The following is a 25,106-nucleotide window of genomic DNA, read 5'->3' on the forward strand; positions in this document are numbered from 1 at the left end:
GAACGCATCACGGGTCTGTGTTGCCATGAGGTTTCTTCCTGCGCAAATGCAAGCAGGTACTCCCGTGAGAATCCGTCACCTCGACCGCGTCAGCTACTCGCCGGCCACCTCGGGAAACAGCCCTGCCCTAGCCAATTGGCCGGTGATCTCGTCCGGCACGACCTTTCCGAGCCAACCGACGACGTCGAGTAACGCAGGCAGCCGCACACCGGTTTCGATCCCCATGTTGCGCAGCATGAAACACAGATCTTCGGTCGCGATGTTGCCTGTCGCGTTGGGAGCGAACGGACACCCGCCGAGCCCACCGACCGACGAATCCAAGGTCGTCGCGCCCGCCGACACAGCAGCGACGGCATTTGCGTAGCCGGTATTGCGGGTGTTGTGCAGGTGCACGCCGAGCGGAATACCGGGTGCCACCTGTGCGACACCTGCAAGCAGAACCGACACCTGGCTCGGAACGCCGCACCCGATCGTGTCGGCGAGCAGGATCTCCTCGGCCCCCGCCGCCGCGAGCTCACCGGCAAGCTCGATCACCGCATCGGCAGCCACCACACCCGAGAAAGGGCAACCGAACGCAACCGCGATGATCGCGGTGAGGCGGATGTCGCGATCACGAATCGCGCGTGCGCTGGCTCGAAAGTCGTCGACCGTTGCGGAAACGGGTGCGTTGACGTTGCGCAGATTGAACGCGTCGGTCGCCGAGACCGCGAACCGAATCTCGTCGAGTTCGCACTCGAGTGCACGGGTCACGCCGCGACCGTTCAGTACCAGTGCTGCGATATCGACACCGGACGGCCTGGCGATCCGATCGAGGATCTCTTCCGCACCTGCCATTCGCGGCACCCTGCGATCGTTGACGAAGCTCACCGCTTCGACCGCGGCAGGGGTCGTTCCGGTCAGGCGATCGATCAACTCGATGCGTTCGTCGACAGAGAAATGCCGGGTCTGGTTCTGCAGGCCGTCGCGCGGACCGACTTCGCACACTCGTAGTACCGACATGATCAGATGATGTTCTTGTCGGCAAGCTCATGCTGCCGTTCGGCGGAAAGTCCGAGCACCTCGGTGTAGACGGCTGTGTTGTCCTCGCCGGGCGTCTGCCTGCCGAGCCACGCGATAGCGCCTGGCGTCTGCGACAGTTTCGGGACGACACCCGGCACGGCGAGGTCGCCGAACCTCGGGTCCTGTTTGCGGACGATCATCTCCCGCGCCTCGACCTGGGGATCGGCGACCACGTCGGCGATGGAATTGATCGGTCCCCAGACGACCGAGTGTGCGTCGAGGACGGCGGTGAGGTCGCCGAAATCCAAGGTCGCCGACCATTGCGCGATGAGGTCGTCGAGTTCGTCGGAGTTCTGGCCACGTGCGACGTGGGTCGAGAAGCGTGGATCGCCGGCGAGTTCCGGCGACCCCATCGCCTGGGTGAGGCGGCGAAAGAGCGGATCCGCGTTCGCGGCGATGATGAGGCTGCGGCCTTCTTTGGTCGGATAGACGTTCGACGGTGCGAGACTCTTCAGCCCTGTGCCCATCGGCTCGCGGACGATGCCGAGCTTGTCGTACTCCGGCAGCGTCGACTCGAGCATCGCGAAACAGCTTTCCAATATCGACGCGTCGACGACCTGGCCGGTGCCACCTTTCGCATCACGCCAGTACAACGCCATCAGCAGACCTTCGAGAGCGAACAGTGCTGCGAGCGTGTCACCGAGCGAGATACCGCTGCGCGGCGGCACCTGACCGGGGAACCCGTTGATGTAGCGGAGTCCGCCCATCGCTTCGCCGACGCTCGCGAAACCCGGCCGGGTCGCGTACGGACCGGTCTGGCCGAAACCCGAGATGCGGACGATCACCAGCTTCGGGTTGATCTCGTGCAGCTCCGCCGGGCCGAGGCCCCACTTCTCGAGCGTTCCTGGCCGAAAATTTTCGACGACGGCGTCTGCCTCCGCAACGAGTCCACGGACGAGGTCGCGTCCCTCGTCGGTCGCGAGGTCGATGCCGATCGACTTCTTGTTGCGGCCGATCACCGACCACCACAGACTGTTGCCCTCGAACGAGCGGCCCCAATTACGCATCGGATCGCCCTTGCCCGGCGGCTCTACCTTGAGAACTTCGGCACCGAAATCGGCGAGCCGACTTCCCACGAACGGACCCGCTATCAGCTGGCCCATCTCGATCACACGGACACCGGAAAGCGGTCCTGACACGGTTTCGCTCACAAGCAGAAACGCTAGTCGATGACAGGCGTATGGTCGGCGGCGGCAGCGTCGCCGATCGAAGGAGTAACCGCAATGCCCTACGCCGAAGTCAATGGTCAGCGGCTCTACTACGAGGATTCCGGTTCCGGAGATCCGATCATCTTCTCCCACGGGTTCCTCATGGACCACACGATGTTCGATGCGCAGGTTGCGGCACTCTCCGGCAACTGGCGCTGTATTCGCTGGGACGAACGTGGCCATGGCCGAACCGAGACGTCGTCGGCGGCGTTCACCTATTGGGACAGCGCGGCCGATCTGTTCGGACTGCTCGATCATCTCGGCATCGAACGCGCCGTTCTGGCAGGTATGTCGCAGGGTGGTTTTCTCTCACTGCGGGCCACGCTGACCGCACCCGAGCGGGTCCGCGCACTCGTTCTCATGGACAGCCAACCCGGTGTCGAGGATCCGGAAAAGGTCGCCGCGTACAACCAGTTGCTCGACGGTTGGACCGCCGTTGGCATGACCGATCAGCTCGCGGAGATAGTCGCGGCAATCATCATCGGACCTGGCTTCGCGGACACGCCTGCCTGGCAACAGAAGTGGCGCGACCTCGACACCACGACCGTGCGACAAACCTACACGACGCTCGTGAGCCGCGAGAACGACGTCACACCACGACTGGCCGAAATCACCGCGCCGACCCTTGTCGTCCACGGCTCGAACGATGCCTCGATAGAGCTATCGATCGCGCAGAAGTACGCGGCCGAACTGCCGAACGCCGAGTTGGTGGTCGTCGAGGGTGGCGGACACTCGTCCAACATGACCCACGCCGACCAGGTCAACCCGGCGCTCGAGCAATTTCTCGGCTCTTTGAACAGTTGAGAACAGCGAGGAGACTCAGCCGAGTACCGACCCCATCGACGGCCAGAAGATGCTGCTCTTCACGTATTTGAAGCCGTCGGGGTACTGGTCGCTGACGGGTACCGACCAGCGATGCCACAGCGATCCGTAGACGGCCGCGACGATCGGTCCGCCACCGGGATTGAGGGCGCGCGTCCTGATCGTCGTGTCGACGGGAACGTCGAGGTGTTCGTTGAGCACCTCGGTACCGCTACGACCGCTGAGCAGGTTCAGCCAGATGACCTCCAGCTTGGCCCCACCCTGGTTCGGCGAGATGGTGCCGGGTCCGCCGAAGAATCCGAAGCGGAAACCATCGACACCGAGAGCGATGCCGGAGCCGTAGAGCTGACCCGACGCGGGATCCATACGTCCGGTGTCCGAGAACGCCGGGATCTGGAACGGCTGCGCGGGCAGGGCGGCATCCTGGCGCGCGAAGTCCTGCGGCGCGAACTGCTTCGGCGCTTCGACGAGACGATTCATCGCTGCCAACGCGTCTGCGTTGCCGGATTCGCGCGCGATGTCGCGCAGTTGGAGTGCGGCGGCGTTCCAGTCGATGTCCTCACCGACGGTCGGCGCGCTACTTGCCGGTCCTGCGAATACGAGTGCTGCGGCGGCGGCTGCGGCGACAACGCCGGTCAGTTTTCGCATTACATGAAGGCGACCCATATAGCTCTCCCCTTTTGTTGTGACGAGTTGTGATTCGACGAGTGTCACGTCGAAACGGCACGTGCAGGTCCGAGCTAACCAGTCGAGTGGGTCGAAGTGTGGGCAATCCGCCGAACCGTCGCACCGTGTGGCGAATCGCGAGGCTCAGCCTGCCCGGTCGGTGATGGGAGCAGGTGCCAACAGACTCCTCGACACCGACATGTCGACGACGAGTCCGGCGTCCCATGCGCGTTCCATCATCTGTGCGACATCGATGCGCCGTAGTGCGACGATCGGCGGGCTGGCGAAAAGTTCGTTGATGTAGGCCAGAACATGATCGGCGACAACGACATTGATGTTGCCGACCTTGCCGACAAGTCGAGACGGCATGCCGCGAGGATTAACTCTGGCTGCAATGTTGTCGCGGTGTACCTCTTCGATGTCGACGACGACGGTGCACGGCTCCTCCGGCACCAAACGGATTCGCGTCTGCACCCTGACGGCGATCGCGTAGCGCGCGATCGCGCCGGCCAGGTTCACCCGCACACTGAGGTGCACGGGGACCGCGAGCGCGATGTCCCATTCCAGGTCCTTGCAGCAATACGCCTCGACCAGACCCGGCACGCCTATCGCGGTTGCAGAGCCGACTCCCCCTGGCCCGACCCGCAGCGGTCCGATCTCGATTCGATCGCCGAGGATGTGCGAGATGACCTTGCCGATGCGTTTCGGCGACGCTGATGCGGCGAGGACGTTCGCGGCGAATTCGGCGTGGGTTAGTCTCGCCATCGTTCACCTCGTTCCACGCCATCGTGTACGCGACAACCGCACCCGCCTGGCATGTCGTCGCCGTCGGGGCACCGGACTTTACGCCACGCTACAACCGCTGCGCCAGCATCTTCCGCAGGCGAGGCGGCAGCCGTGCCGCGTTTCTAGCCGAGCAGGGCATCCACGAAAGCGGCAGGCTCGAACGGGGCGAGGTCGTCGGCACCCTCACCGAGGCCGACCAACTTCACGGGTACACCGAGCTCGTGCTGAACCTGGAAGACGATGCCACCCTTTGCCGTGCCGTCGAGTTTGGTCAGCACCACACCCGAGATCGCAACGACGTCCGCGAAGACCCGCGCCTGCATCAACCCGTTCTGACCGATCGTCGCATCGAGGACGAGCAACACCTCGTCGACGGTCGCACGCTTCTCGATCACACGCTTGACCTTGCCGAGCTCGTCCATCAGACCGGTCTTGGTGTGCAGGCGGCCCGCGGTGTCGATGAGTACGACGTCGACGCCGAGCTCGATCCCCTTGCTTACCGCATCGAAAGCAACCGACGCCGGATCCGCATGTTCCTTGCCGCGAACGGTATCGGCGCCGACGCGCTCACCCCAGGTTTGCAGCTGGTCGGCTGCGGCAGCGCGGAACGTGTCCGCGGCACCGAGCAGCACCCGCCGACCGTCGGCGACGAGGACGCGAGCAAGCTTGCCGGTCGTCGTCGTTTTTCCGGTGCCGTTGACACCGACAACGAGCAGGATCGACGGATGGTCGTCGTGCGGCAGAGCCCGGATCGACCGATCGAGTTCCGGGTGCAGCGCCTCGATGAGTACCTCGCGAAGCAGCGCTCTGACCTCGGCTTCGGTCCGAACGTTGCGGGTAGCCATCCGCTCCCGCAGTGCTGTGACGACGTTGGTCGTGACGGCAGAGCCGAGATCGGCTATCAGCAGCGTGTCCTCGACTTCTTCCCACGAGTCCTCGTCGAGGTCACCGCCGCCGAGCAGGCCGAGCAGGCTCTTGCCGACCGCCGACTGCGATCGCGACAGTCGCCCACGCAGCCGGTCCAGCCGACCTTCCGTCGGGGCGATCTCGTCGATGGTCGGTGCGGTGTCCAGGCTCTGCGGCGTCGCGGGTGCGGTCGGTAGCTCAGGCTCCTCGACCACCGGCTCCGCTACAACCGGTGCAGGCTTTTCGACCGCTGGTGCAGGCTTTTCGACCGCCGGTGTCGGCTGCTCGGCGACCGGGGTCGCTTCGTCAACAACAGGATCGGGCAGCCTAATTTCGGTGATTCCACGTTTGGGAGCGTCGCGCGGGACAGCGGCGTCGTCTCCGACAGCGGGCTGCCCGTCGACGTCGGTACGCTCACCGACCGGTTGCCTCGGAGCTGTCGCCGTACCGCCCTGGCTGAAGCTGAAGCCGCCGCCTGCCTTGTAGCCGCCCGAGCGATCTTCGACCGCGGTCGGCGCTTTCGACGCCGTCAACGAGATCTGCCTGCGTCGGTACAGAACGAAGCCGACGACGAGGGCGATCAGAAGTATTGCGGCCGCAGCCGCGATGAGGATCCAAGCTTCGGCAGTCACTCGGCCATCCTGTCAGAGGAACGATCCGACCGTTAACTCCTCACCCCGTGCACACCTCAACCCGTGCGCGGGTCACCCCGGGGTGCGACGATTGCCCGGTGATCGAACGCAACGTTCTAGGCGACCGCCTGCAGGAATGTGGAACGGATCCTGTCACCGGCTTCTACCGCGACGGCTGTTGCAGCACCGGACCGGAGGATGCGGGCAGCCACACCGTCTGCACCGTGGTCACCGCCGAATTCCTCGAGCATCAAGCTGCGGTCGGCAACGACCTGTCCAGCCCGCGACCCGAGTACAACTTCCCAGGACTCGTGCCAGGCGACCGGTGGTGTGTTGTCGCCGCGCGGTGGATGCAGGCCTTCCTCGACGGCGCCGCGGCACCGGTCGTGCTCGCCGCGACGCACGAACGCGCGCTCGACATCGTTCCGCTCGAAGCGTTGCGTGCCCATGCAGTCGACGTACCCGACGATCTGGCGGGCCTGTCCTGATCGAACGGGTCAGGCGTCGGCCGTGTCGTCAGCGGTAGCCGAACCGACGGCCACCCGCACGTTCTGGCCACGCATCCGCTGCGAGATCACCGTCGTGATGCCGTCGCCGCGCATACTCACGCCGTACAGCGCGTCGGCAACTTCCATGGTCGGCTTCTGGTGTGTGATGACGATCAGCTGGGACTTCTCCCGCAGCTGTTCGAAGAGCGCGATCAGGCGACGCAGGTTGGTGTCGTCGAGCGCCGCTTCGACCTCGTCCATGACGTAGAAGGGCGAGGGGCGAGCACGGAAGATGGCCACCAGCAACGCAACCGCGGTGAGTGACTTCTCCCCACCCGACAACAGCGACAGCCGTTTCACCTTCTTGCCGGGCGGGCGGGCCTCCACCTCGATACCCGTCGTGAGCATGTCCGAGGGATCGGTCAGCAGCAGTCTGCCCTCACCGCCGGGGAAGAGCGTTTCGAAGACCTGGACGAACTCGCGCTCCACATCGGCATAGGCCTCGGCAAACACCTGCAGGATCCGCTCGTCGACTTCGGCGACCACGTCGAGCAGATCCTTGCGCGCGTTCTTGACGTCCTCCAACTGCGTGGAGAGGAAGGTATAGCGCTCCTCCAGCGCCGCAAACTCTTCCAGCGCAAGCGGATTGACCTTGCCGAGCGTCGTCAGATCCTTCTGCGCAGACTTGGCACGCCGCTCCTGGGTCGCTCGGTCGTAGGCCATCGGCGCCGGAGCGACCACCTGCTCGCCACGTTCCTTCGCTTGCTCGTACTCGGCAAGCTCGAGCGCGGTCGGCGGTAGGGGAACGTCGGGTCCGTACTCGGCGACGAGGTCGTCGAGCCCGATGCCGAACTGTTCGGCGATGCCTTCTTCCAACTGCTCGATGCGCAACGCAGCCTGCGCGCGAGCGACCTCGTCACGGTGGACCGCATCGGTCAGCGCAGCGAATTTGCCGCTGAGCACCCGAACTCGCTCCTTGGTTTTCTCCAGCAACTCGTTCTGCTCGGCCCGCTCCCGCACGAGATCGTCACGGTGCGAAACCGCTTCGGCGACAACCTCTTCCAGATGCTCGGCGACGCGCTGACCCGACGCTGCGACGGCACCCGCGACCGCTGCCGCGTGTTGTCGGGCGCGCTGGGCACGCTCGGCGCGGGCACGCGCATCACGCTCCGCGCGGGCAGCGCGTCGCAACGAATCCGCCTTGCCGCGCAGGGATTCGGCCCGTTCCTCGGCGGTGCGCACCGCCAGCCTCGCCTCGATCTCGGCTGCTCGCGCTTCCGCAAGTGCCTCCGCAGCGTCCGCACGTTCGCGCCCCGCGGTTTCGGCGCCGGCCGCGCCCATCCCGTCCGCGTCGATCTCGGAATGCTCCTGCTCGGCGTTGCGGAGCCGATCTTCCAGCTCCGCAAGCGAATTCATGGACTCTTCACGGCCGGCCTCGGCTGCGGACCGCTGTTGGGTCAGCCGAACGGACTCGGCATGCGCGAGGCGTGCAACCTGCCCGAGCCTGCCGAGTTGCTCGTACACCGCCGCCATCGCACGGTCGGACTCGTGCAGCGCGCTCAGTGCGACCTCGGCAGCCTCGCGCCGATCACGTTGTTCGTCGAGTGCACCCGACAGCGCTGCGCCGAGTTCCTCGGCAAGGCGTTCGGCGGTCCGCAGGTCGGCCTTCGCCGAATCGATCGTCGCCTGAATCTCGAGCTGACTCGGCGGACGATCCGAACCGCCGGTGATCCAGCCCGAGCCGACGAGATCGCCGTCGACCGTGACCGCCCGTAGAGATGGTTGCCTACCGACGAAACCGACGGCATCGTCGAGGTGAGTCGCGACGACGACGCCGTGCAACATCGCCGCTAGCCCGCCCCGCAAGGAGTCCGGGCAGGTCACGACCTCGATCGCCCACCTGATACCCGTCGGGAGCTCCACCGATGGCAATGCAGGCGCGGCGCCGTTGCCGAAGACGAGCGCTGCTCGGCCGCCGTCACCGTGCTTGAGCGCTGCGACGGCAGCGGTGGCCGCGCGATCGGTGTCGACTGCAACAGCGTCCGCTGCCGGACCCATCGCTGCTGCGACGGCGACTTCGTAGCCGGCGTGGACACTGATCAAACCGGCTAGCGGACCGAGCAGGCCTGCGTCGTTGCGAGCGAGTAGCCAGGCCGCGCCGTCCTTGCGACCGAAACCCATCGACAGCGCCTCGATCCTGGCCGTCAACGACGCGACATCTTTGCCTGCGGCTCGCTCCCGGTCGCGAAGTTCGGTGACTCGCCTGTCTGCATGTGCGAGCGCTTCGACGGCGTGTTCGTGCTGAGCGTCGAGTCCCTGTTCTCCCGAATCCAGGTCGCCCATCTGCGCCTGCACTTCGTCGAATTCGGCCTGCGCGGCGTCGCCGCGGCGACGCGCCTCCTCTATCGCACCCGACAGGCGGGCGACTTCGGCGTCGACCGATTGCGCTCGCATCCGCAGTGTGTCGACCTGGCCGGACAGTCGCGCCAGACCCTCGCGCCGGTCTGCGATGGCGCGAACAGCTGCAAGGTGTGCATGTTCCGCCGCTGTCGCCGCTCGCTCCCGCTCGCCCAACTGCTCCTTGGCGTCGAGCAGACGATCGGTGGCAATCTCGACAACCGCGAGCAGCTCCTCTTCCTCGGCAGCGACCCTTTCCGCTTCGGCTTCGAGCTGTTCGGGTTCGCGTCCACGTCCGGAGGACTGTTCAGCCTCGAGATGCCGCGCCCGCTCCTTCGCGATCCGAACCGTCGCACTGACCCGTTCCGCGAGTGCGCTCAGCTGAAACCACGTCTGACCGGCTGCTTCGGCACTCGGGGTCAACCGCGCCACAGCCAGCTCCTGGTCCGCCTGCTGTGCGGTTGCCGACTCCAGTTCGGCCGCGACGGCGTCCTGCTCCTCGCGGATCATCGTTTCGTGATTCTGCTGTCCGGCAAGTTCGGTCCGGCGCGTGACGAGGTCGTCGGCGGCCAACCGCAGGCGGGCGTCACGCAGATCCGCCTGCACGGTTTGCGCTCGCCTTGCCACCTCGGCCTGCCTGCCGAGCGGTTTGAGCTGGCGACGCAGCTCGGAGGTCAGGTCGGTCAGGCGGGCGAGATTCGCCTGCATCGAATCGAGCTTGCGGACCGCCTTTTCCTTGCGTTTGCGGTGCTTGAGCACCCCTGCGGCTTCTTCGATGAAGGCCCGGCGGTCTTCCGGCCGCGACTCCAAGATGGCAGCGAGTTGGCCCTGGCCGACAATCACGTGCATCTCACGGCCGATGCCGGAGTCGCTGAGCAGTTCCTGTACGTCCATCAACCGGCACGCGGTGCCGTTGATCTCGTACTCCCCCGCGCCGTCGCGGAACATCCGCCGGGTGATCGACACCTCGGAGTACTCGATGGGCAGCGCCCCGTCGGAGTTGTCGATCGTCAGGGTGACCTCGGCGCGACCAAGCGGTGCACGGCCGGACGTACCGGCGAAAATGACGTCTTCCATCTTGCCGCCACGCAGAGCTTTCGCACCCTGCTCGCCCATCACCCAGGTGAGCGCATCGACCACGTTCGACTTCCCCGAACCATTCGGACCCACGACACACGTGATTCCTGGTTCGAACCGCAGCGTCGTCGCGGACGCGAAGGATTTGAAACCCTTCAGCGTGAGACTCTTCAGATGCATGCGGCTGGTCGAGCGACGGGGGTTGACATAGTCGGCCCAGATTACCGGGTGCCGTACCAGACGGTTTGCAGGCCGCACGATCTTCCGGCCCCTACGAGCAGCCTGCGTCCGCCACCGGCGTGTGATCATGCACACCGCCGAGGCGTCTCCAGAGCAGTATCACCACAGCCACTGCGCTCTCGAGCGGCAAAGACGTGCCGAGGCAGCTACCCTCTGAACTGGACATACTCGAATCGACGTCGCGAGTTGATCATGAAGCAGTTCGCCGATATCGGTCTTTGTTGCCCATTACGATCTCGTCTTGACCTAGCACAGCGCCGTTGACATTCTTACCTGTCCATATCGACGCCGGACCCGTTCGCAGCGAGCGGGATCGATTAACACGAGGGGGTTGAAGCGATGGCAGTCGTACTCGTTTGCCGAACCTCCGAGTCCACCCGCAGCGCGACCGATGTCGGCACGACCCAAGTCGGCACGGCCTGACAATGTCGCGAACCTACGCCGGCGGGGACGCCGACGCCTTCTCCGAGTTCCAGCACGAGTTGGCAATAGAACTGAAACGCGAATACGACGAGATCCTCGGAAGATTCGGGTTGGCCGAATACTCGGCCAGTCTGTACAAGGGCCGCTATTTTCGATCACGCCTAGCGCATCACGTTGCGGGAACACATACTTCGACGTTGCTCGATCACTGCAAGGCACTCGAGATGCTGCACACAGCAACGCTGGTGCACGACGACATCATCGACAAGGCCGTACTACGGCGCAATCTGCCTACGCTGACCAATTCCTTCGGCCCCGACGAAGCTCTGCTCATCGGCAACCTGATCTCGACGCGCGGAATCTTCATCGCGGCATCGGGTTCGGCACCGATGACGACGAGTTTCGTCGACGCCTACGACCGCGTGAACACCGCACAGGAATCCGAGCTCAGATTCCGCGGGCGCCTCGACAAAACCGCGGAGCAGTACTACACGATCTGCCGCGGCAAGACCTCGGCAATGTTGGAGTTGGCCTTCCTCATCGGAGCCGCAGAAGCGGGACGCGACGACGGTCACGCGCACCTGCTGCTCGCGATCCGCGAGATCGGCATCGCATTCCAGGTGGTCGACGATGTCGAAGACCTCGCAGCGTGGCTCGAAGGCGCCGAGAAGGACCGTTCGAAGAGTGCGCAGTTCGACATCGACCTCGGCAACTACACACTGCCTGTTGTCATCGCACTCGACGCGGCGGCGAAAACACCGGCAGGGCGCGATCTTTCGGCGATCGACAAGCAGATGTGGTCCGAGGCGATCGCAACGTCGACCGACATCGCCTACCGGCACCTCGAGGCGGCCGAGCAGGAGATCGAGCGGGCGCGTGAACTCAGCGAATCCCCCGTCGTCGTCACGAGGGTCGACGCCTGGTCGAAGAACGTGACGAAGGCTCTGCACACGAAGAAGCTCGATTCGGTCGTGCAGACCGACTTCTGATCTCCGCGCGCTGCTCCCCGTCTGTAGCCCGGCTAGAGAATCGCGAACGCTACGACGAGTCCCAGACCGAAGTGGGCAGCCGCGACGATGAGCACCTCGGGGGTATAGGTCTCCGAGCGGATGACGGCACCGATGTCGACGCCGGACACAAGCTCGATCGCGCGCACAGAGACGACCTGCGCGATGATGCCGACCAGGCCGAAAACCAGTGAGGCGATAAGCCCTTCGCTGAGCTTGCCGGAGGACGCGAAGATCGCAAGGACGACGATGAGAGCCATACTCACCATCCCCGACGCGAGCACGATGATCGCGTTCGGCATGCCCGCGGTGACGAAGTCACGCAGTTTGCCCGGTGTGGTCAGATCGATCGCGTAGAAGCCGACGATCATCAGGACGAGTCCGACGATCGCGTAGCAGACGATCGCCCCGACGCCCCGCCCGAGCGAACCCCAGTATCCCGACTCGAGCGCCATGGTGGTCACGGGTGAGGTGGACGAAGCTAGCAGCGATACCGATGTCATTACGTTGTCTCCGTTTACTTTCGAGTGTGCGGCGTTCAGTCTTTGGCAGGTATGCGGTGCGGTACGAAGGCGGCGCCGTCGTCGGTGACTAGGCCCGAGGTTTCACGGATCCCGAGCCCGGCCGAATCGTCGCCGACGATCCAGGCCCCGAGCGCGGGGCGCATGTCGTCGAATTCCGGTAGCGGGTCCAGCAATTGGTAGACGAAGCCCTCTTCGCCGTAGATGCCACCGGTCGCGGTTTCCATACCGGCGCCGACGATCGTGATGTTCGCGCCTTCACGGCCGAGCTTCGGTTTGCGCACGAATTCGGTCAGCTCGTTCGGCTGATCCAGGTACGCGGGCAACAGATTCGGATGTCCGGGGTACATCTCCCACAGGACGGCGAGGATCGCCTTGTTGCTGAGCAGCGTCTTCCAGAGCGGCTCGATCCACATGGTCGCGGGCAGGCTCGCCACGACGCGCTTGCCGAACTCGTCGTCGAGGACCCACTCCCATGGATACAACTTGAAGATCGAGGCAACGGGTGCCTCTTCGAGATCGACGAAGCGGTTCAGTTCGATGTCGTAGCCGATGTCCTCGATCGCGAGTGCGACGGTGTCGAAGCCGGCCTCGGCCGCCGTTTCCTGCATGTATGCGGTGGTGACGTTGTCTTCGCCCGACTCGTCCGCCGAGGACCAGGCAAAGTGCAACTGCGTGGCAGGAAGCACGTCCTTCAGTTCGGTCCAGCGCTCGACGAGCTTCTCGTGCAACGAGTTCCACTGATCGTCGCCCTCGTAGAGGTCGGTCAGCCAGTGCCACTGCAGAATCCCGGCCTCCAGCAACGTCGTCGGCGTGTCGGCGTTGTACTCCAACAGCTTTGCCGGTCTCCGACCGTCGTACCGCAGATCGAAACGCCCGTAGACGTGCGGGTCGGACCGTTTCCACGATTCCGCGATCGGACCCCAACTCCATTCGGGCAGACCGAAATCGCGATACCGCTCGGTGAGGACGACCTGCTCGACGGCGTGCAGACACATCGAATGCAGCAGCTCGACGTCGGCTTCGAGCGCGAGGATCTCGTCCATCTCGAACTCGTAGTGCACCGACTCGTCCCAGTACGGCCGCGCGTAGCCTTCGGCGTCGCGCGCAGGCGAGCCGTAGACAAGACCTTGCGACTCGACGATCTGCTGCCAACCGGGCCGTGGATTGCTCCGAACTCGGCGCATCAGCTACGACCCACTGCTGCTACTGAATTTGCTACCGAGGCCACCACGCTGCACGGTCTTACCCGAGCTGGTCGTGATGTTGGCACCCTTGGGTTTGACAGTTGTGCCGCCGGAGATCCGATCGCCCTTCGAGCCCGAGCCGCCGTAGTAGTACCGATACTGCTTACCGCTGCCCGCATAGATGAAGACACCGCTCGAGTTCGGCGTTCCGTCGCAGAACTGGTCGTCGACGATGATCTCCTGACCGTCTTCGACGGCGACACAGTCGGCACGAACGTCGTCGGATCTGAGCGCGTAGTAGCCGAGCGCGACCGCTCCGACCACACCGACGACAGCTCCCGCACCGATGAGACGCCGCCTGGTCTTGCGCTTCTTGTCAGAATGCTCGACCGCTTGGCGGTCGAGCTCGGCCTGCCGTTGCCGCGCTTTGTCTCGTGCTCGCGCGTCCGCGACGGTCTGCGGCCGTGGCCGTGTCGATCCGGCGTCCTGGCGGCGAATGCTGCCACCCTGCCGCTCGGGCTCCAATACCGGCGGCTGCCACCCCGGTGGCGGGGGTTCCCACGGTGGCGGCTCACTCGACGCCGCGGCCGGTCGATCGGGTTCTGCCGCAGGCGGTTCCGGTGCGCATGGCTCGGGTGCGGGCGGTTCGGGTGCGGGTGGAGTTGGCTGAGGTGGCGGCGGGACCGACCCTTGGTTCGGCCGCAACGGCGGCGGGACCGAACCCTGGTTGGGACGCAACGGCGGCGGACTCGCCGAAGGCTGGTTCGGCCGCAACGGCGGCGGGGTCGAACCTTGATTGGGACGCAACGGCGGCGGGGTTGTCGGACCTTGATTCGGTCGCAGCGGCGGCGGGGTGTTCGGTGTACCGCCCGTGCGTTCGCGATCGTCGTCGTCGTTGCTGTGCTGACCCAACTAGCGCTCCTCGAATCCAGACATGTCACCCTTCGCGGGGTCCCAGCTTTCCACAACGAGATCGACCGTGCCCGGTGTATGGCCGGACCTCGAAAGCGCAAGAAGCTTTTCACACTGTTCGCGTGGACCCTCGGCGACCACCAGAACACGACCGTCCCTCGTGTTGGTTGCGTGTCCGACCAGTCCGAGCTCCAACGCACGTGAGCGCGTCCACCATCGGAATCCGACGCCTTGGACGTGGCCGTGGACCCAGGCGGTCAGCCGAACGTGCTCCCCCATAACTGCGTCACTCGTCGTCACTGGGTCACTCGTCGTCACTGGGTCACTCGTCGATATCGAAGGTCAGCGTTACCTTCGCGCCGGCTTTGATGGTTCGCCCGACCGTGCAGACTCGGTCGATCGCACGTTCCACAGTTGTCAGCAGCCGCTGCCGCGCGGCTTCGTCGAGCTCGCTGAGGTCCAACTCGAGCACTTCGTCGAGCTGCGGATACGTCTCGTTCTCACGGTCGGCTGCACCCGAGACCCGAATCGTCGCATCGTAGGAGTCGCCGAGGCGACGGGAAAGGGGCAAGTCCGAACTCATCCCGCTGCAGGCTGCGAGCGCGATCTTCAACAGCTCGCCTGGAGTGAAGACACCGTCGACCGACTCCGAGCCGACGAGGACTTCGGCGCCCCGCGAACTCTTGCCGGTATAGCGTCTGGTGCCGGTGCGCTCTACCCACAGCGTGGTCGTTGCAGGGGTTGTGGTGTCGGATGCGTCGGGCGCGGACGCCTGTTCGGTCATGTCGACATCCTAGGTAGGCACCACGATCACGCAGGATCGGCGTCTGTGATTCCATGGGCGGCCACTGCGGCTACTCCATAGGCGGCTACGAACAGTCGAACCGCTTCGTCGGCGTAGCGATGCAGTCGTCGAATGCTCGGCGGATCGACTCCGACGACGAACATGGCCTCGTTCAACGGAACCGAAAGAATCAGATAGTTGAAGTTCTGGGCCGCGAGCATGGGGTCGGTTGCTCTCAGCAGCCCGCGGGCGGTGAGTTTGCGGATCTGTTCGGCGAGGCTCCGGTGCCCACGTTCAGGCCCGGCACGATGCCACGCAGCCGCGATATCGGGGAAGCGCTCGGCCTCGGCGATGATCATCCGCCGCATCCGGACGAGGTCCGGCGCAGTGACGGACACGACGTGATCGCGCGCGAAGCGACGTAGATCGGCTTCGATGTCGGTGCTGTCACCGAGGCTGTCGACAAGGGTCCGCGAGGCCGCGGCGACGTCGTCTATCGCGGTGGTGAATACGGCGGTGAACAGACTTGGCTTGTCCGAAAAATGTTTGTAAACAGTAACTTTGGACGCTCCGGCCAGCTCTGCGACGTCGTCCATTGTTGCGCCCGCGTACCCGTGCCGCAGAAATACCTCGCGCGCAGCGGCCACGATCGCAGCACGTTTACGTTCCGACCGACTGCTGCCCGTACCGACCTCCTGATCGCCCTTTTCCATCACACCTCCTGTCGATGTCGATCTTCAAATGAACTAGACAGTACAGTTCGTTCACTCTACCCTGAAGTGAACGATTGAGTACAGTTAGCGACGGAGGATTCGATGGACACCAGGACCGCGCGGTCGAAGGACGGCACGTCGATCGCCTACACCGTGACGGGCGAAGGGCCCGTTCTGGTTCTCGTCGATGCCGCGGGACACTTCCGTCGACTCAGCTCCTTCGATGGTCTGTCTACCCAGCTCGCGGACCGCTTCCGGGTCGTCCAGTACGACCGTCGTGGACGAGGAGCCAGCACCGACTTCTCTGGCACCGACCGAACGCCCGACGCTGTCGTCCAACGCGAGGTCGACGACCTGGCCGCAGTGGCGGCAGCCAACGGCGGATCAGCGTACGTGCACGGGTTCTCCTCGGGAGCGCTACTCGCACTGCATGCTTCTGTTCGCGGCCTCGCGATAGCCAGGATGACCGTGCTCGAGCCGCCGATCGACAGCTCTGCACAGCGTGGCCCATCGGACACCCAACGAGCCTTCACCCACGAACTCACGAGGCTGGTCGACTCCGGCGATCGGGAGGCAACGCTGGGCTTCTACCTCACGGCAATCGGTGTGCCCGACGACGTGGTCGATCGGATGCGATCCACGGACAGTTGGTCGCTGATGCGCTCGGTGTCGCACACCCTCGTCTACGACAGCCTCATCAGCGAAGCCACCTCGTTGAAGATGCTCGCATCCGTCACCACCCCGACGTTGGTGCTCGACAGCGCAGGCAGCACAGACGATCTGACAGGCATGGCCGCTACGGTGGCCCGCCACATCCCCGGTTCGTCGCACCTGAGCTTGCCAGGTGAATGGCACGGAGTCGCCGACGAACACCTGGCAGCGGCGCTGAAGACCTTCTTCCTTCACTCCTGAAAGCGATAACCCATGCCCGCTTCGGTCAGCAGGTGCTTCGGATGTGCCGGATCGTCTTCCAGTTTCCGGCGCAGTTGGGCGAGATACACACGGAGATAGTGGGTTTCGGTCGCATACGCCGGGCCCCACACCTCCTTGAGCAGTTCTTTGCGACCGACCAGCTTGCCGCGGTTACGTACGAGCATCTCGAGCATGCCCCACTCGGTCGGCGTCAGGTGGACCTCCGATCCGTCCTTGACCACCCGCTTGGCCGCGAGGTCGACGGTGAACGATTCGGTCACGACGACCGGCTCGTCCACGTCGGCCGCTGCTGCTCCCCTGCGCACTGCAGCGCGCAGCCGGGCGAGAAACTCGTCCATGCCGAACGGCTTGGTCACGTAGTCGTCCGCGCCGGCATCGAGCGCGTCGACCTTGTCGGCCGAATCGGTGCGCGCAGACAGCACGATCACCGGCGCCGTCGACCAGCCACGCAGTCCCGCAAGTACTTCGATGCCGTCCATGTCCGGAAGGCCGAGATCGAGAACGATCACCTCCGGTCGCGTCTGCGCGGCCGCGCGCAGTGCCGCGGCGCCGTCGGCAGCGGTCGTCACCTCGTACCCGCGCACCGAGAGGTTGATGCGAAGGGCCCGCAAGATCTGAGGCTCGTCGTCGACTACGAGAACCCTTGTCATTTCGCCCCTTTCGCATCCGGATTCGCGAGGTCGACGACTATGGTCAGACCTCCGCCAGGCGTGTCCGTCGCATGGACCGTACCTGCCATCGCTTCGACGAAGCCGCGTGCGACCGAAAGTCCCAGTCCGACACCGCTTGTGTTGTCGTGATCGCCGAGCCGTTGGAAGGCGCCGAAGATGTCCTCTTCCGTCCCCCTCGACACACCGGGCCCTTCGTCCGCGACGGTGATCAGCACCCGAACGCCGACCTGCGCTGCGGCAATGCGCACCGGACTACCTGGAGCATGGCGAAGTGCGTTCTCGACGAGATTCGCGACAACACGTTCGAGCAGTCCGCTGTCCGCCATCGCACTGACGTCCGCAACCTCGACTTCCACCCGATCGTGAGCAGCCGAGCCGATACTCACCAGCGCACGGTGCACAACCTCGTCGAGATAGACCCGACGCAACTCGGGCCGGATCACACCCGCCGCCAGCCGTGAGGAATCGAGCAGATTCCCGACAAGGGACGTCAGTTGATCGACCGACTCCTCCACCGTCGCAAGTAGTTCCGCGGTGTCCTCCGGTGAGAACTCGACATCGACGCTACGCAGGCTCGACACCGCTGCCTTTGCCCCCGCGAGAGGTGTGCGCAGATCGTGACTCACCGCCGATAGCAACGCGCGGCGCAATCGGTCGGCTTCGGCGAGCGCCGTTGCCGCACTGGCGGCTTCGGTCAGTTCCCGCTGTTTGATCAGTCCGACAGCTTGATTGGCGACCGCGCCGACGACACGACGATCACTGCTCGGCAGGCGGCGGCCGGTCAGCAACAGCCAGTAGGGTCCGTCGGCAACCTCGACTGCCGTGTCCGCCGCTTCGACCGACGCAGGCGGATCCTCACCCACCGACGCGAACAGACCGTCCTTCTCGTGGAACACACTCACTGCACGCTGCGCGTAGGTTTCTCGCACCCGCTCCAACAATCCAGGCAGGTCGGCGCCGCGTAGTACCGAGCCTGCGAACAGAGCCAGCAACTCGGCTTCACGGGATGCGCGTTTGGCTTCCCGTGCTCGCGTGGCGGCACCGTCGACCAGGATCGCAACGGCGACAGCAACGATCAGCAGAACGACGGACGTGACGAAGCTGCTCGGTTTGGCGACTGTGAGGCTGTAGCGAGGTTCGACGAAGAAGTAGTTGAGCAGCATCGCCGACAACACTGCGGACAGTGCGGCGGGAGCGACACCACCGAGCAGCGCGACGAGCAGCACGGCGACGAAGAACACCGCGCCTTCGGCACCGACGTCGAGATACGGGTCGAGCAGTCCGAACGTGAACGCGCACACGACCGACGGGACGAGTACCGCTGCGACCCAGGAGATCAGGCGACGCTGGGTCGGTGTCGCTGTGCGTGTGCGTCCGAGGTTGGCCTCCTCGTGGGTCACCATGTGCACGTCGACTTTGCCGGACCGCTGGATCGTCGCGGCACCGATACCCTCGTCGACGATGCGAGCCCACCGCGATCGACGAGACGTACCGATGACAAGCTGCGTCGCGTTCATCTCGCGTGCGAAATCGAGCAGCGCGGTGGGAACATCGTCGCCGACGACGCTGTGCAGGCTTGCCCCGAGGCTCGTTGCCAGTTCGCGCACTTTGCCCATCTGCGGTGCGGAAATTCCGGCCAAGCCGTCACCGCGGACGATGTGGACGACGATCAGTTCCGCGCTGGATCTCGATGCGATCCGACTCGCCCGCCGGACCAGGGTTTCCGATTCCGGACCGCCGGTCACGGCGACGACGACGCGTTCTTTCGCCTCCCACGTGTCGGTGATCTTGTTCTCCGCGCGGTACTTCGCGAGTGCTGCGTCGACCTGATCGGCCAGCCACAGCAGCGCGATCTCGCGCAACGCAGTCAGATTGCCCTGCCGGAAGTAGTTGCTCAACGCTGCGTCGACCTTGGCAGGCGCGTAGACGTTGCCGTGAGAGAGTCTGCGGCGCAGCGCTTCCGGTGTGATGTCGACCAACTCGATTTGGGCGGCACCGCGCACAACTTCGTCGGGAACCGTTTCCTGCTGCACGATTCCGGTGATCTGCTCGACGACGTCGTTGAGACTTTCGAGGTGCTGCACATTGACGGTCGACAGCACATCGATTCCCGCATCGAGGATCTCGTCGATGTCGTGCCAGCGCTTGATGTTCTTGCTGCCCGGGGTATTCGTGTGTGCAAGTTCGTCGATCAGCACCAGTGCGGGTCGCCGACGGACCACAGCGTCGACGTCCAGCTCCGGCATCCTCGTGCCTCGATACTCGACATACTTAGGCGCGATCAGCTCGATCCCGTCGAGCAGTGCAGCAGTCTTGGCCCGCCCGTGCGTTTCTACAACTGCCGCAACGACATCGGTGCCCCGCTCGATCCGCCGGTGCGCTTCACCGAGCATCGCATACGTTTTCCCGACGCCGGGAGCTGCGCCGAGATAGATGCGCAGCTCCCCACGTTTCGTCGATCGCTCCGAGGCAGTCACATTCTCATCATCCACCGGTCGTGCAGTCGGGTGCTCGCAACCCGAGAGCGACATTGAGTTCGAGAACGTTGACACGTTCCTGCCCGAGGAAGCCGAGCGTCCTGCCGTCGGTGTGCTCGGCGACAAGCGCGGCGACCTGCTCGTCGGTCATACCGTTCTCCCGTGCCACCCGGTCGACTTGAATCGCTGCGTATTCCGGGCTGATGTGTGGGTCGATACTCGATCCCGAACCCGTTACCGCATCGACGGGAACCCGATCCGGCGAAACGCCGTCACGCTCGGCGATACGCGCTCGCCGCGCGTCGATGAACGCGGCGAGTGTCTCGCTGCTCGGGCCGAGGTTCGACGGGGCTGCGGCAGCCGGATCACCTGGCGCGAAAGCATCTTCGTCCGCAGCCGAACCAACGACGCGGTTGTGGAAGTAGGGGTCCGCAGCGCCGTCGGGTACCTGCGGGTCGACCCCGATCCACCGGCTACCGACGACGCAACCGGCGGCGTCGGTCACCGGCGAGCCCTCCGCCGATCCGGACGCGAGCCGACTAACACCCCATACCGCTGCTGGGTAGAGCACACCGAGAACCGCGGTGAGAGCCAACAGAACGGTGAAACCCGCCCAGGTCTGGCGAACGAAACCAATGACGAAACGCATCACACTTCACCCAATCCCTGGAATGAGTCGAACGAGTTGGTCGATCAACCAGATGCCGACGAACGGCGAAACAACGCCACCGACGCCGTAGATCAACAGATTTCGGCCGAGCAGCTTCGACGCCGACGACGGTCGGTAGCGAACGCCCTTGAGTGCCAGCGGAATCAGACCGACGATGACAAGCGCGTTGAAGATCACCGCGGACAGGATCGCCGATTCCGGTGTCGCCAACCGCATGACGTTGAGCGTGTCGAGCTGCGGGTAGATCCCACTGAACAACGCGGGCAGGATCGCGAAGTACTTCGCAAGGTCGTTCGCAAGCGAGAACGTCGTCAGTGCACCACGGGTGATCAGCAACTGCTTGCCGATCTCGACGATCTCGATCAACTTGGTCGGATCGGAGTCCAGATCCACCATGTTCCCGGCTTCTTTGGCTGCCGACGTGCCGGTGTTCATCGCGACACCGACATCCGACTGCGCCAGTGCGGGAGCGTCATTGGTGCCGTCACCCGTCATGGCGACGAGGCGACCGCCCTCCTGCTCCTGCCTGATGAGCTCCAACTTCTGCTCCGGCGTGGCTTCTGCGAGGAAGTCGTCGACGCCGGCCTGGTCCGCGATTGCTTTGGCGGTCAACGGATTGTCACCGGTGACCATGACCGTGCGGATGCCCATCGCGCGCAACTGCGCGAACCGTTCGGCGATGCCGGGCTTGACGACATCGGACAACTCGATGACACCGAGTACCTTTGCCCTGCCGGACTCGACGATCGCAACAACAAGCGGCGTCGCGCCGCCCTGGGCGATATCGTCGACCGTTCGGCTGACGACATCGTCGACCGTCTCCCCGATGTCGCGCACCCAGGCGATCACCGAATCGCTTGCACCCTTGCGAATTTCGCGGCCATCGAGATCGAGTCCGCTCATCCGGGTCTGCGCTGTGAACGGGACGAACTCACCGGCCTTCTCTGCCGCACTCGGCGTCGGATCCATTCCGAACTGCTCGGCACACAGATCGACGATGCTTCGACCCTCCGGCGTGCCGTCAGCGAGGCTGGACAGTCGCGCAGCCTCGGCGAGATCTGCAACGGCAACGCCAGGTGCGGGATAAAACGCTGTGGCCCTGCGGTTTCCGTACGTGATCGTGCCAGTCTTGTCCATCAGCAGGGTGTCGATGTCACCTGCCGCCTCGACTGCTCGACCCGACATCGCGAGCACGTTGCGCTGCACGAGACGGTCCATACCTGCGATGCCGATTGCCGAGAGCAGCGCTCCGATTGTCGTCGGGATCAAGCAGACAAGCAGCGCAATCAGTTTGATCGGATCCTGTTCTTGTCCGGCGTACTGACCCATCGGTCCGATGGCGACGACTGCCAACAGGAAGATGATCGTCAACGACGCAAGCAGGATGTCGAGTGCGATCTCGTTCGGTGTCTTCTGCCGCGATGCGCCTTCGACGAGCGCAATCATGCGGTCGACGAAGGACTCGCCCGGCGCCGACGAAATCTGAACGACGATCCGATCGGACAACACGGTGGTGCCACCCGTCACCGCACACCGGTCACCACCGGATTCGCGCACCACCGGGGCTGATTCGCCAGTGATCGCCGATTCGTCGACGGTGGCAATACCTTCGACGACATCGCCGTCACCTGGGATCACCTCACCGGCGACCACAACGACACGGTCACCGACCTTCAATTCGGTGCCGGACACCTCCTCGGTCGCTCCGTCGGCCAGCAGCCGCCGAGCGGTGGTGTCGCGCTTGACCTGTCGCAAGCTCGCGGCCTGTGCCTTGCCGCGACCTTCGGCAACGGATTCGGCCAGGTTCGCGAACAGCACGGTGAACCAGAGCCACAGTGCGACAGCCCAACCGAAGACCGACGGATCGGCGACCGCGAACAGCGTCGTGACGACCGAGCCGATCAGAACGACGAACATCACAGGGTTGCGGGCAAGGTGGCGCGGATCGAGTTTGCGGAATGCGCCGGGTAGCGACGTGACGAGCTGACGCGCGTTGAATATGCCGCTCGCAACGGCAGGGCCGCTGTCGCCGCGTGCGCTCACATGCTCGCGCTGTGCGGGCTCACGCGGACTCTCGGTGATGGTGCTCATTGCAATGCCTCTGCGATCGGGCCCAGCGCGAGCGCTGGGAAGAATGTCAAAGCTGCGACCAGTACGACGGTGCCGGTCAGCAAACCGGCGAACATCCCGCCGGTTGTCGGCAAAGTGCCTGCCCCGCTCGGGTGTTGACGCTGACTGACCAGCGATCCGGCCAACGCCAGCACGAAGAGGATCGGTAGGAACCGCCCGAAGAGCATCGCGATACCGAGCGCCGACTGGAACCAGTCGCTCGTAACAGTGAGGCCGGCGAAGGCGCTGCCGTTGTTGTTCGAGGCGGACGCGAACGCGTACAACACTTCCGAGAAGCCGTGTATCGATCCGGGTGTGCCCGGGTCACCGCTGTTGCCCTGAAAACCGGTCGTAGAACCGAGGATTACCGTTATGCCCGTCCCGATCAGAACCAACGCGGGCATGACGAGCACCGACAGCGCTGCGAGAGTGATCTCGCGCTTGCCGAGCTTCTTGCCCAGATACTCGGGGGTTCGCCCAACCAGCAGGCCGCCGACGAAGACGGCGATCAAGGCAAGCACAAGAATGCCGTAGAGCCCGGTCCCCACCCCGCCTGGCGCGATCTCGCCGAGCAGCATGTTCAGAATCAGGGCACCGCCGCCACCGGCGGAGAAGCTGTCGTGGAAGGAGTTCACCGCGCCGGTCGACGTTCCCGTCGTACTGACAGCGAACAGCGCGGAACCGGGAATCCCGAAGCGAACTTCTTTACCTTCCATCATCGCGCCGGCGGCCGTGGCTGCGATTCCGCGTGTGTTCGATTCCGACCACAGCGTGACGGCGAGCAACGTGCCCCACAGCAGAGCCATGACGGAAACCAGCGTCAGCCCCTGGCGGGCATTGCCGACCAGCGTCCCGAAGGTCCGCGTGAACGACACCGGAATGATGAGGATCGCAATGATTTCGACGATGTTGGAAATGGGCGTCGGATTCTCGAACGGATGCGCCGAGTTGGCGTTGAAGATGCCACCACCGTTGGTGCCGACTTCCTTGATCGCTTCCTGCGATGCGGCTGGCGCCAGCGCATTCCGAACAGCTGAACCGTCGAGGCCGGTCGAGGAGAAGCCACTGTGGAAGGACTGAACCACGCCCTGGCTCAGCAGCACGAGCGCGATGACAAACGACATCGGCAGCAGAATTCGCAGGCTGCCGCGGGTGAGATCGACCCAGAAGTTGCCGATCTCGCCGCTGGTGCGGACTCTGACGAAAGCGCGCGTCAGTGCCACGGCGACAGCCATTCCGACGGAAGCAGACACGAAGTTCTGCACCGCGAGCCCCACCGGCTGGGTGAAGTTGCTCATCGTCGTTTCGGGGACGTAGGACTGCCAGTTCGTATTCGTGACGAACGAGACCGCGGTGTTGAACGCGACCGCAGGGCTCACCCCCGCCAGGTCTCCGTGCAGCGGCATAACTCCCTGAATCCGCTGCAGGAAGTAGAGGAACACGACGCCGGCAGCGGAAAATCCGAGGAGGCTACCGGCGTAGCCGTACCAGGTCTGCTCGGCGCGAGAATCTATGCGGCACAAGCGGTACAGCAGCGTTTCGACACGCAGATCCTTGTCGGATGTGTAGACCCTGGCCATGTAGTCGCCGAGGGGGACGTACGCAATTGCGAGCACACCGATCACAAGGGCGATCTGGAGCCCCGCAGCAAGAGCGGGATTCATAGGTCAGAACCTCTCGGGGTCGACGAGGGCGACCAGTAGGTAGACGACCAGTCCGAGCGAAAGCGCGATGAGCAGAACGCTCACCACACCGGCGCCGGTCATTTGGCCAACTTCTGGTTTTGCAGGAGACGCAAAACGAGCGCACAGAATATGAATCCGCCGATGATCAGCAGAACATATGCAAGGTCAGCCATCGAGATCCTTATGACGCATGCCGTCGACCTTCGACGGGCCTCATCAGGGTGCAACCTGCGGCTGCCTGTTGGACGGGCACTGACACACCACTTACGGCTGCGGTCGCGTCCTTGACGGTTTCTTTACGGGCTGCCGGACGCGCGCCGATACGGGCATGATCGGGATCACGTCGACGACGCGCCGCCTTCAGCCGAACAGGCGCTTATCGCGATGAAACGCGAGTGACCACCGCCGTAAGCGCCTGCTCGGCGCCGGGATGGGCACCCTCAGTCGAGGTCCCAGTATTCGTGGGGATGGAAATAGTGATTTATGCGCGGTTTTCGTTCCGGATCGATGTGTTTCGGCGGAACCCACAGAATCCGGCCAGGATATTTGTGATCGGGTCCTGCGACGATGGTGTTCCAGTCGGTGTCTTTGACTCCAGCCAACCGATGATGCGAATCACACACCAGCGCAAGCTGATCCACATCGGTCAGGCCGAGTTCGGCCACCCATTCCCGGCAGTAGGGTCGGCCACGGGCGCGGTGCCCGCGTTGCCGCGGGTCCGTTTCCCGTGGCC

General features: G+C 64.4%; 22 protein-coding genes and 1 pseudogene. 4 read left to right on the forward strand and 19 right to left on the reverse strand.

The features are described from left to right. Positions 1-93 precede the first annotated feature (93 nt). Together ACHIRB_RS14120 and ACHIRB_RS14125 are read right to left on the reverse strand one after the other, a co-directional pair. On the reverse strand, positions 94-999 hold the full coding sequence (locus tag ACHIRB_RS14120) for a hydroxymethylglutaryl-CoA lyase (RefSeq protein WP_395125025.1): 906 nt from the start codon (positions 997-999) through the stop codon (positions 94-96). 2 nt (positions 1,000-1,001) lie between these two features. Beyond that, positions 1,002-2,210, reverse strand: a complete 1,209-nt coding sequence (locus ACHIRB_RS14125; protein WP_395119026.1) for a CaiB/BaiF CoA transferase family protein — start codon at positions 2,208-2,210, stop codon at positions 1,002-1,004. An 18-nt stretch (positions 2,211-2,228) separates the two neighbouring features. Here ACHIRB_RS14125 and ACHIRB_RS14130 point away from each other — a divergent pair, with 18 nt between their 5' ends. Beyond that, entirely contained in the window at positions 2,229-3,071 is an 843-nt protein-coding gene (locus ACHIRB_RS14130; RefSeq protein ID WP_395119028.1) for an alpha/beta fold hydrolase, read from the forward strand. Positions 3,072-3,086: 15 nt separating this feature from the next. Here ACHIRB_RS14130 and ACHIRB_RS14135 read toward each other — a convergent pair whose 3' ends face one another. The 3 genes from ACHIRB_RS14135 to ftsY form a co-directional block, all read right to left on the reverse strand. After that, entirely contained in the window at positions 3,087-3,737 is a 651-nt protein-coding gene (locus tag ACHIRB_RS14135; RefSeq protein ID WP_395127718.1) for a hypothetical protein, read from the reverse strand. 162 nt (positions 3,738-3,899) lie between these two features. Further along, a complete protein-coding gene (locus tag ACHIRB_RS14140; protein ID WP_395119032.1) occupies positions 3,900-4,520 on the reverse strand; it encodes a hypothetical protein in 621 nt (206 codons plus the stop codon). A 143-nt stretch (positions 4,521-4,663) separates the two neighbouring features. Beyond that, a complete protein-coding gene (gene ftsY, locus ACHIRB_RS14145; protein WP_395119034.1) occupies positions 4,664-6,079 on the reverse strand; it encodes a signal recognition particle-docking protein FtsY in 1,416 nt (471 codons plus the stop codon). A gap of 98 nt (positions 6,080-6,177) precedes the next feature. Here ftsY and ACHIRB_RS14150 point away from each other — a divergent pair, with 98 nt between their 5' ends. Then, positions 6,178-6,567: a DUF2237 family protein gene (locus tag ACHIRB_RS14150; RefSeq protein ID WP_395119036.1), complete on the forward strand. Its 390-nt coding sequence runs from the start codon at positions 6,178-6,180 to the stop codon at positions 6,565-6,567. A 9-nt stretch (positions 6,568-6,576) separates the two neighbouring features. Here ACHIRB_RS14150 and smc read toward each other — a convergent pair whose 3' ends face one another. Next, a complete protein-coding gene (gene smc / locus ACHIRB_RS14155) occupies positions 6,577-10,221 on the reverse strand; it encodes a chromosome segregation protein SMC (RefSeq protein WP_395119038.1) in 3,645 nt (1,214 codons plus the stop codon). Between the two features lie 485 nt (positions 10,222-10,706). On the opposite strand from smc, the gene ACHIRB_RS14160 reads away from it, so the two are divergent. Continuing rightward, positions 10,707-11,693, forward strand: a complete 987-nt coding sequence (locus ACHIRB_RS14160) for a polyprenyl synthetase family protein (protein ID WP_395119040.1) — start codon at positions 10,707-10,709, stop codon at positions 11,691-11,693. A 32-nt stretch (positions 11,694-11,725) separates the two neighbouring features. Here the strand turns inward: ACHIRB_RS14160 and ACHIRB_RS14165 are convergent, their stop codons facing one another. The 6 genes from ACHIRB_RS14165 to ACHIRB_RS14190 all read right to left on the reverse strand — a co-directional run bounded on the left by ACHIRB_RS14165 (position 11,726) and on the right by ACHIRB_RS14190 (position 15,828). After that, a complete protein-coding gene (locus tag ACHIRB_RS14165) occupies positions 11,726-12,175 on the reverse strand; it encodes a DUF350 domain-containing protein (RefSeq protein WP_395119064.1) in 450 nt (149 codons plus the stop codon). Positions 12,176-12,249: 74 nt separating this feature from the next. Further along, a complete protein-coding gene (locus ACHIRB_RS14170; RefSeq protein ID WP_395119042.1) occupies positions 12,250-13,419 on the reverse strand; it encodes a glutathionylspermidine synthase family protein in 1,170 nt (389 codons plus the stop codon). A gap of 3 nt (positions 13,420-13,422) precedes the next feature. After that, on the reverse strand, positions 13,423-14,331 hold the full coding sequence (locus tag ACHIRB_RS14175) for a hypothetical protein (protein ID WP_395119044.1): 909 nt from the start codon (positions 14,329-14,331) through the stop codon (positions 13,423-13,425). Then, positions 14,332-14,610, reverse strand: a complete 279-nt coding sequence (locus ACHIRB_RS14180) for an acylphosphatase (RefSeq protein WP_395119066.1) — start codon at positions 14,608-14,610, stop codon at positions 14,332-14,334. 43 nt (positions 14,611-14,653) lie between these two features. Then, positions 14,654-15,115 carry an OsmC family protein gene (locus ACHIRB_RS14185; RefSeq protein WP_395119046.1) on the reverse strand — a complete coding sequence of 154 codons (462 nt, stop codon included), beginning with the start codon at positions 15,113-15,115 and terminating at the stop codon, positions 14,654-14,656. A gap of 26 nt (positions 15,116-15,141) precedes the next feature. After that, the gene (locus tag ACHIRB_RS14190) at positions 15,142-15,828 is read right to left on the reverse strand and encodes a TetR/AcrR family transcriptional regulator C-terminal domain-containing protein (protein WP_395119048.1); all 687 of its coding nucleotides are present in this window, start codon (positions 15,826-15,828) and stop codon (positions 15,142-15,144) included. A 102-nt stretch (positions 15,829-15,930) separates the two neighbouring features. On the opposite strand from ACHIRB_RS14190, the gene ACHIRB_RS14195 reads away from it, so the two are divergent. After that, on the forward strand, positions 15,931-16,740 hold the full coding sequence (locus ACHIRB_RS14195) for an alpha/beta fold hydrolase (protein WP_395125023.1): 810 nt from the start codon (positions 15,931-15,933) through the stop codon (positions 16,738-16,740). Here the strand turns inward: ACHIRB_RS14195 and ACHIRB_RS14200 are convergent. The 7 genes and pseudogenes from ACHIRB_RS14200 to ACHIRB_RS14230 form a co-directional block, all read right to left on the reverse strand. Beyond that, the gene (locus tag ACHIRB_RS14200; protein WP_395119052.1) at positions 16,731-17,411 is read right to left on the reverse strand and encodes a response regulator; all 681 of its coding nucleotides are present in this window, start codon (positions 17,409-17,411) and stop codon (positions 16,731-16,733) included. The two genes, ACHIRB_RS14195 and ACHIRB_RS14200, sit on opposite strands and share 10 nt — an antisense overlap. Then, positions 17,408-19,924 carry a DUF4118 domain-containing protein gene (locus tag ACHIRB_RS14205; RefSeq protein WP_395125022.1) on the reverse strand — a complete coding sequence of 839 codons (2,517 nt, stop codon included), beginning with the start codon at positions 19,922-19,924 and terminating at the stop codon, positions 17,408-17,410. Before ACHIRB_RS14205 ends, ACHIRB_RS14200 begins: the two co-directional genes overlap by 4 nt. Beyond that, complete coding sequence (locus ACHIRB_RS14210) at positions 19,917-20,558, reverse strand: potassium-transporting ATPase subunit C (RefSeq protein WP_395119056.1); 642 nt, start codon at positions 20,556-20,558, stop codon at positions 19,917-19,919. Before ACHIRB_RS14210 ends, ACHIRB_RS14205 begins: the two co-directional genes overlap by 8 nt. A gap of 6 nt (positions 20,559-20,564) precedes the next feature. Continuing rightward, positions 20,565-22,670 carry a potassium-transporting ATPase subunit KdpB gene (gene kdpB, locus ACHIRB_RS14215; RefSeq protein WP_395125021.1) on the reverse strand — a complete coding sequence of 702 codons (2,106 nt, stop codon included), beginning with the start codon at positions 22,668-22,670 and terminating at the stop codon, positions 20,565-20,567. Further along, on the reverse strand, positions 22,667-24,352 hold the full coding sequence (gene kdpA, locus ACHIRB_RS14220; RefSeq protein ID WP_395125020.1) for a potassium-transporting ATPase subunit KdpA: 1,686 nt from the start codon (positions 24,350-24,352) through the stop codon (positions 22,667-22,669). The genes kdpB and kdpA overlap by 4 nt, the downstream gene beginning before the upstream one ends. 3 nt (positions 24,353-24,355) lie before the next feature. Then, a complete protein-coding gene (gene kdpF, locus ACHIRB_RS14225; RefSeq protein ID WP_199707591.1) occupies positions 24,356-24,454 on the reverse strand; it encodes a K(+)-transporting ATPase subunit F in 99 nt (32 codons plus the stop codon). Positions 24,455-24,813: 359 nt separating this feature from the next. Then, a pseudogene (locus tag ACHIRB_RS14230) lies at positions 24,814-25,106 on the reverse strand (hypothetical protein); the annotation flags it as partial.

Origin of the sequence: Antrihabitans spumae (assembly GCF_043944905.1) — a bacterium.
In the GTDB taxonomy this organism is placed as follows: domain Bacteria; phylum Actinomycetota; class Actinomycetes; order Mycobacteriales; family Mycobacteriaceae; genus Antrihabitans; species Antrihabitans spumae.

Coding starts and splice junctions, on each gene's coding strand:
- ACHIRB_RS14140 (WP_395119032.1), bottom strand. CDS start 4,520: ATGGCGAGACTAACCCACGCCGAATTCGCCGCGAACGTCCTCGCCGCA.
- ACHIRB_RS14135 (WP_395127718.1), bottom strand. CDS start 3,737: ATGCGAAAACTGACCGGCGTTGTCGCCGCAGCCGCCGCCGCAGCACTC.
- kdpA (WP_395125020.1), bottom strand. CDS start 24,352: ATGAATCCCGCTCTTGCTGCGGGGCTCCAGATCGCCCTTGTGATCGGT.
- ACHIRB_RS14180 (WP_395119066.1), bottom strand. CDS start 14,610: ATGGGGGAGCACGTTCGGCTGACCGCCTGGGTCCACGGCCACGTCCAA.
- smc (WP_395119038.1), bottom strand. CDS start 10,221: ATGCATCTGAAGAGTCTCACGCTGAAGGGTTTCAAATCCTTCGCGTCC.
- ACHIRB_RS14185 (WP_395119046.1), bottom strand. CDS start 15,115: ATGACCGAACAGGCGTCCGCGCCCGACGCATCCGACACCACAACCCCT.
- kdpB (WP_395125021.1), bottom strand. CDS start 22,670: ATGAGCACCATCACCGAGAGTCCGCGTGAGCCCGCACAGCGCGAGCAT.
- ACHIRB_RS14210 (WP_395119056.1), bottom strand. CDS start 20,558: ATGCGTTTCGTCATTGGTTTCGTTCGCCAGACCTGGGCGGGTTTCACC.
- ACHIRB_RS14195 (WP_395125023.1), top strand. CDS start 15,931: ATGGACACCAGGACCGCGCGGTCGAAGGACGGCACGTCGATCGCCTAC.
- ACHIRB_RS14190 (WP_395119048.1), bottom strand. CDS start 15,828: ATGGAAAAGGGCGATCAGGAGGTCGGTACGGGCAGCAGTCGGTCGGAA.
- ACHIRB_RS14200 (WP_395119052.1), bottom strand. CDS start 17,411: ATGACAAGGGTTCTCGTAGTCGACGACGAGCCTCAGATCTTGCGGGCC.
- ACHIRB_RS14130 (WP_395119028.1), top strand. CDS start 2,229: ATGACAGGCGTATGGTCGGCGGCGGCAGCGTCGCCGATCGAAGGAGTA.
- ACHIRB_RS14170 (WP_395119042.1), bottom strand. CDS start 13,419: ATGCGCCGAGTTCGGAGCAATCCACGGCCCGGTTGGCAGCAGATCGTC.
- kdpF (WP_199707591.1), bottom strand. CDS start 24,454: ATGACCGGCGCCGGTGTGGTGAGCGTTCTGCTCATCGCGCTTTCGCTC.
- ACHIRB_RS14160 (WP_395119040.1), top strand. CDS start 10,707: ATGTCGCGAACCTACGCCGGCGGGGACGCCGACGCCTTCTCCGAGTTC.
- ACHIRB_RS14120 (WP_395125025.1), bottom strand. CDS start 999: ATGTCGGTACTACGAGTGTGCGAAGTCGGTCCGCGCGACGGCCTGCAG.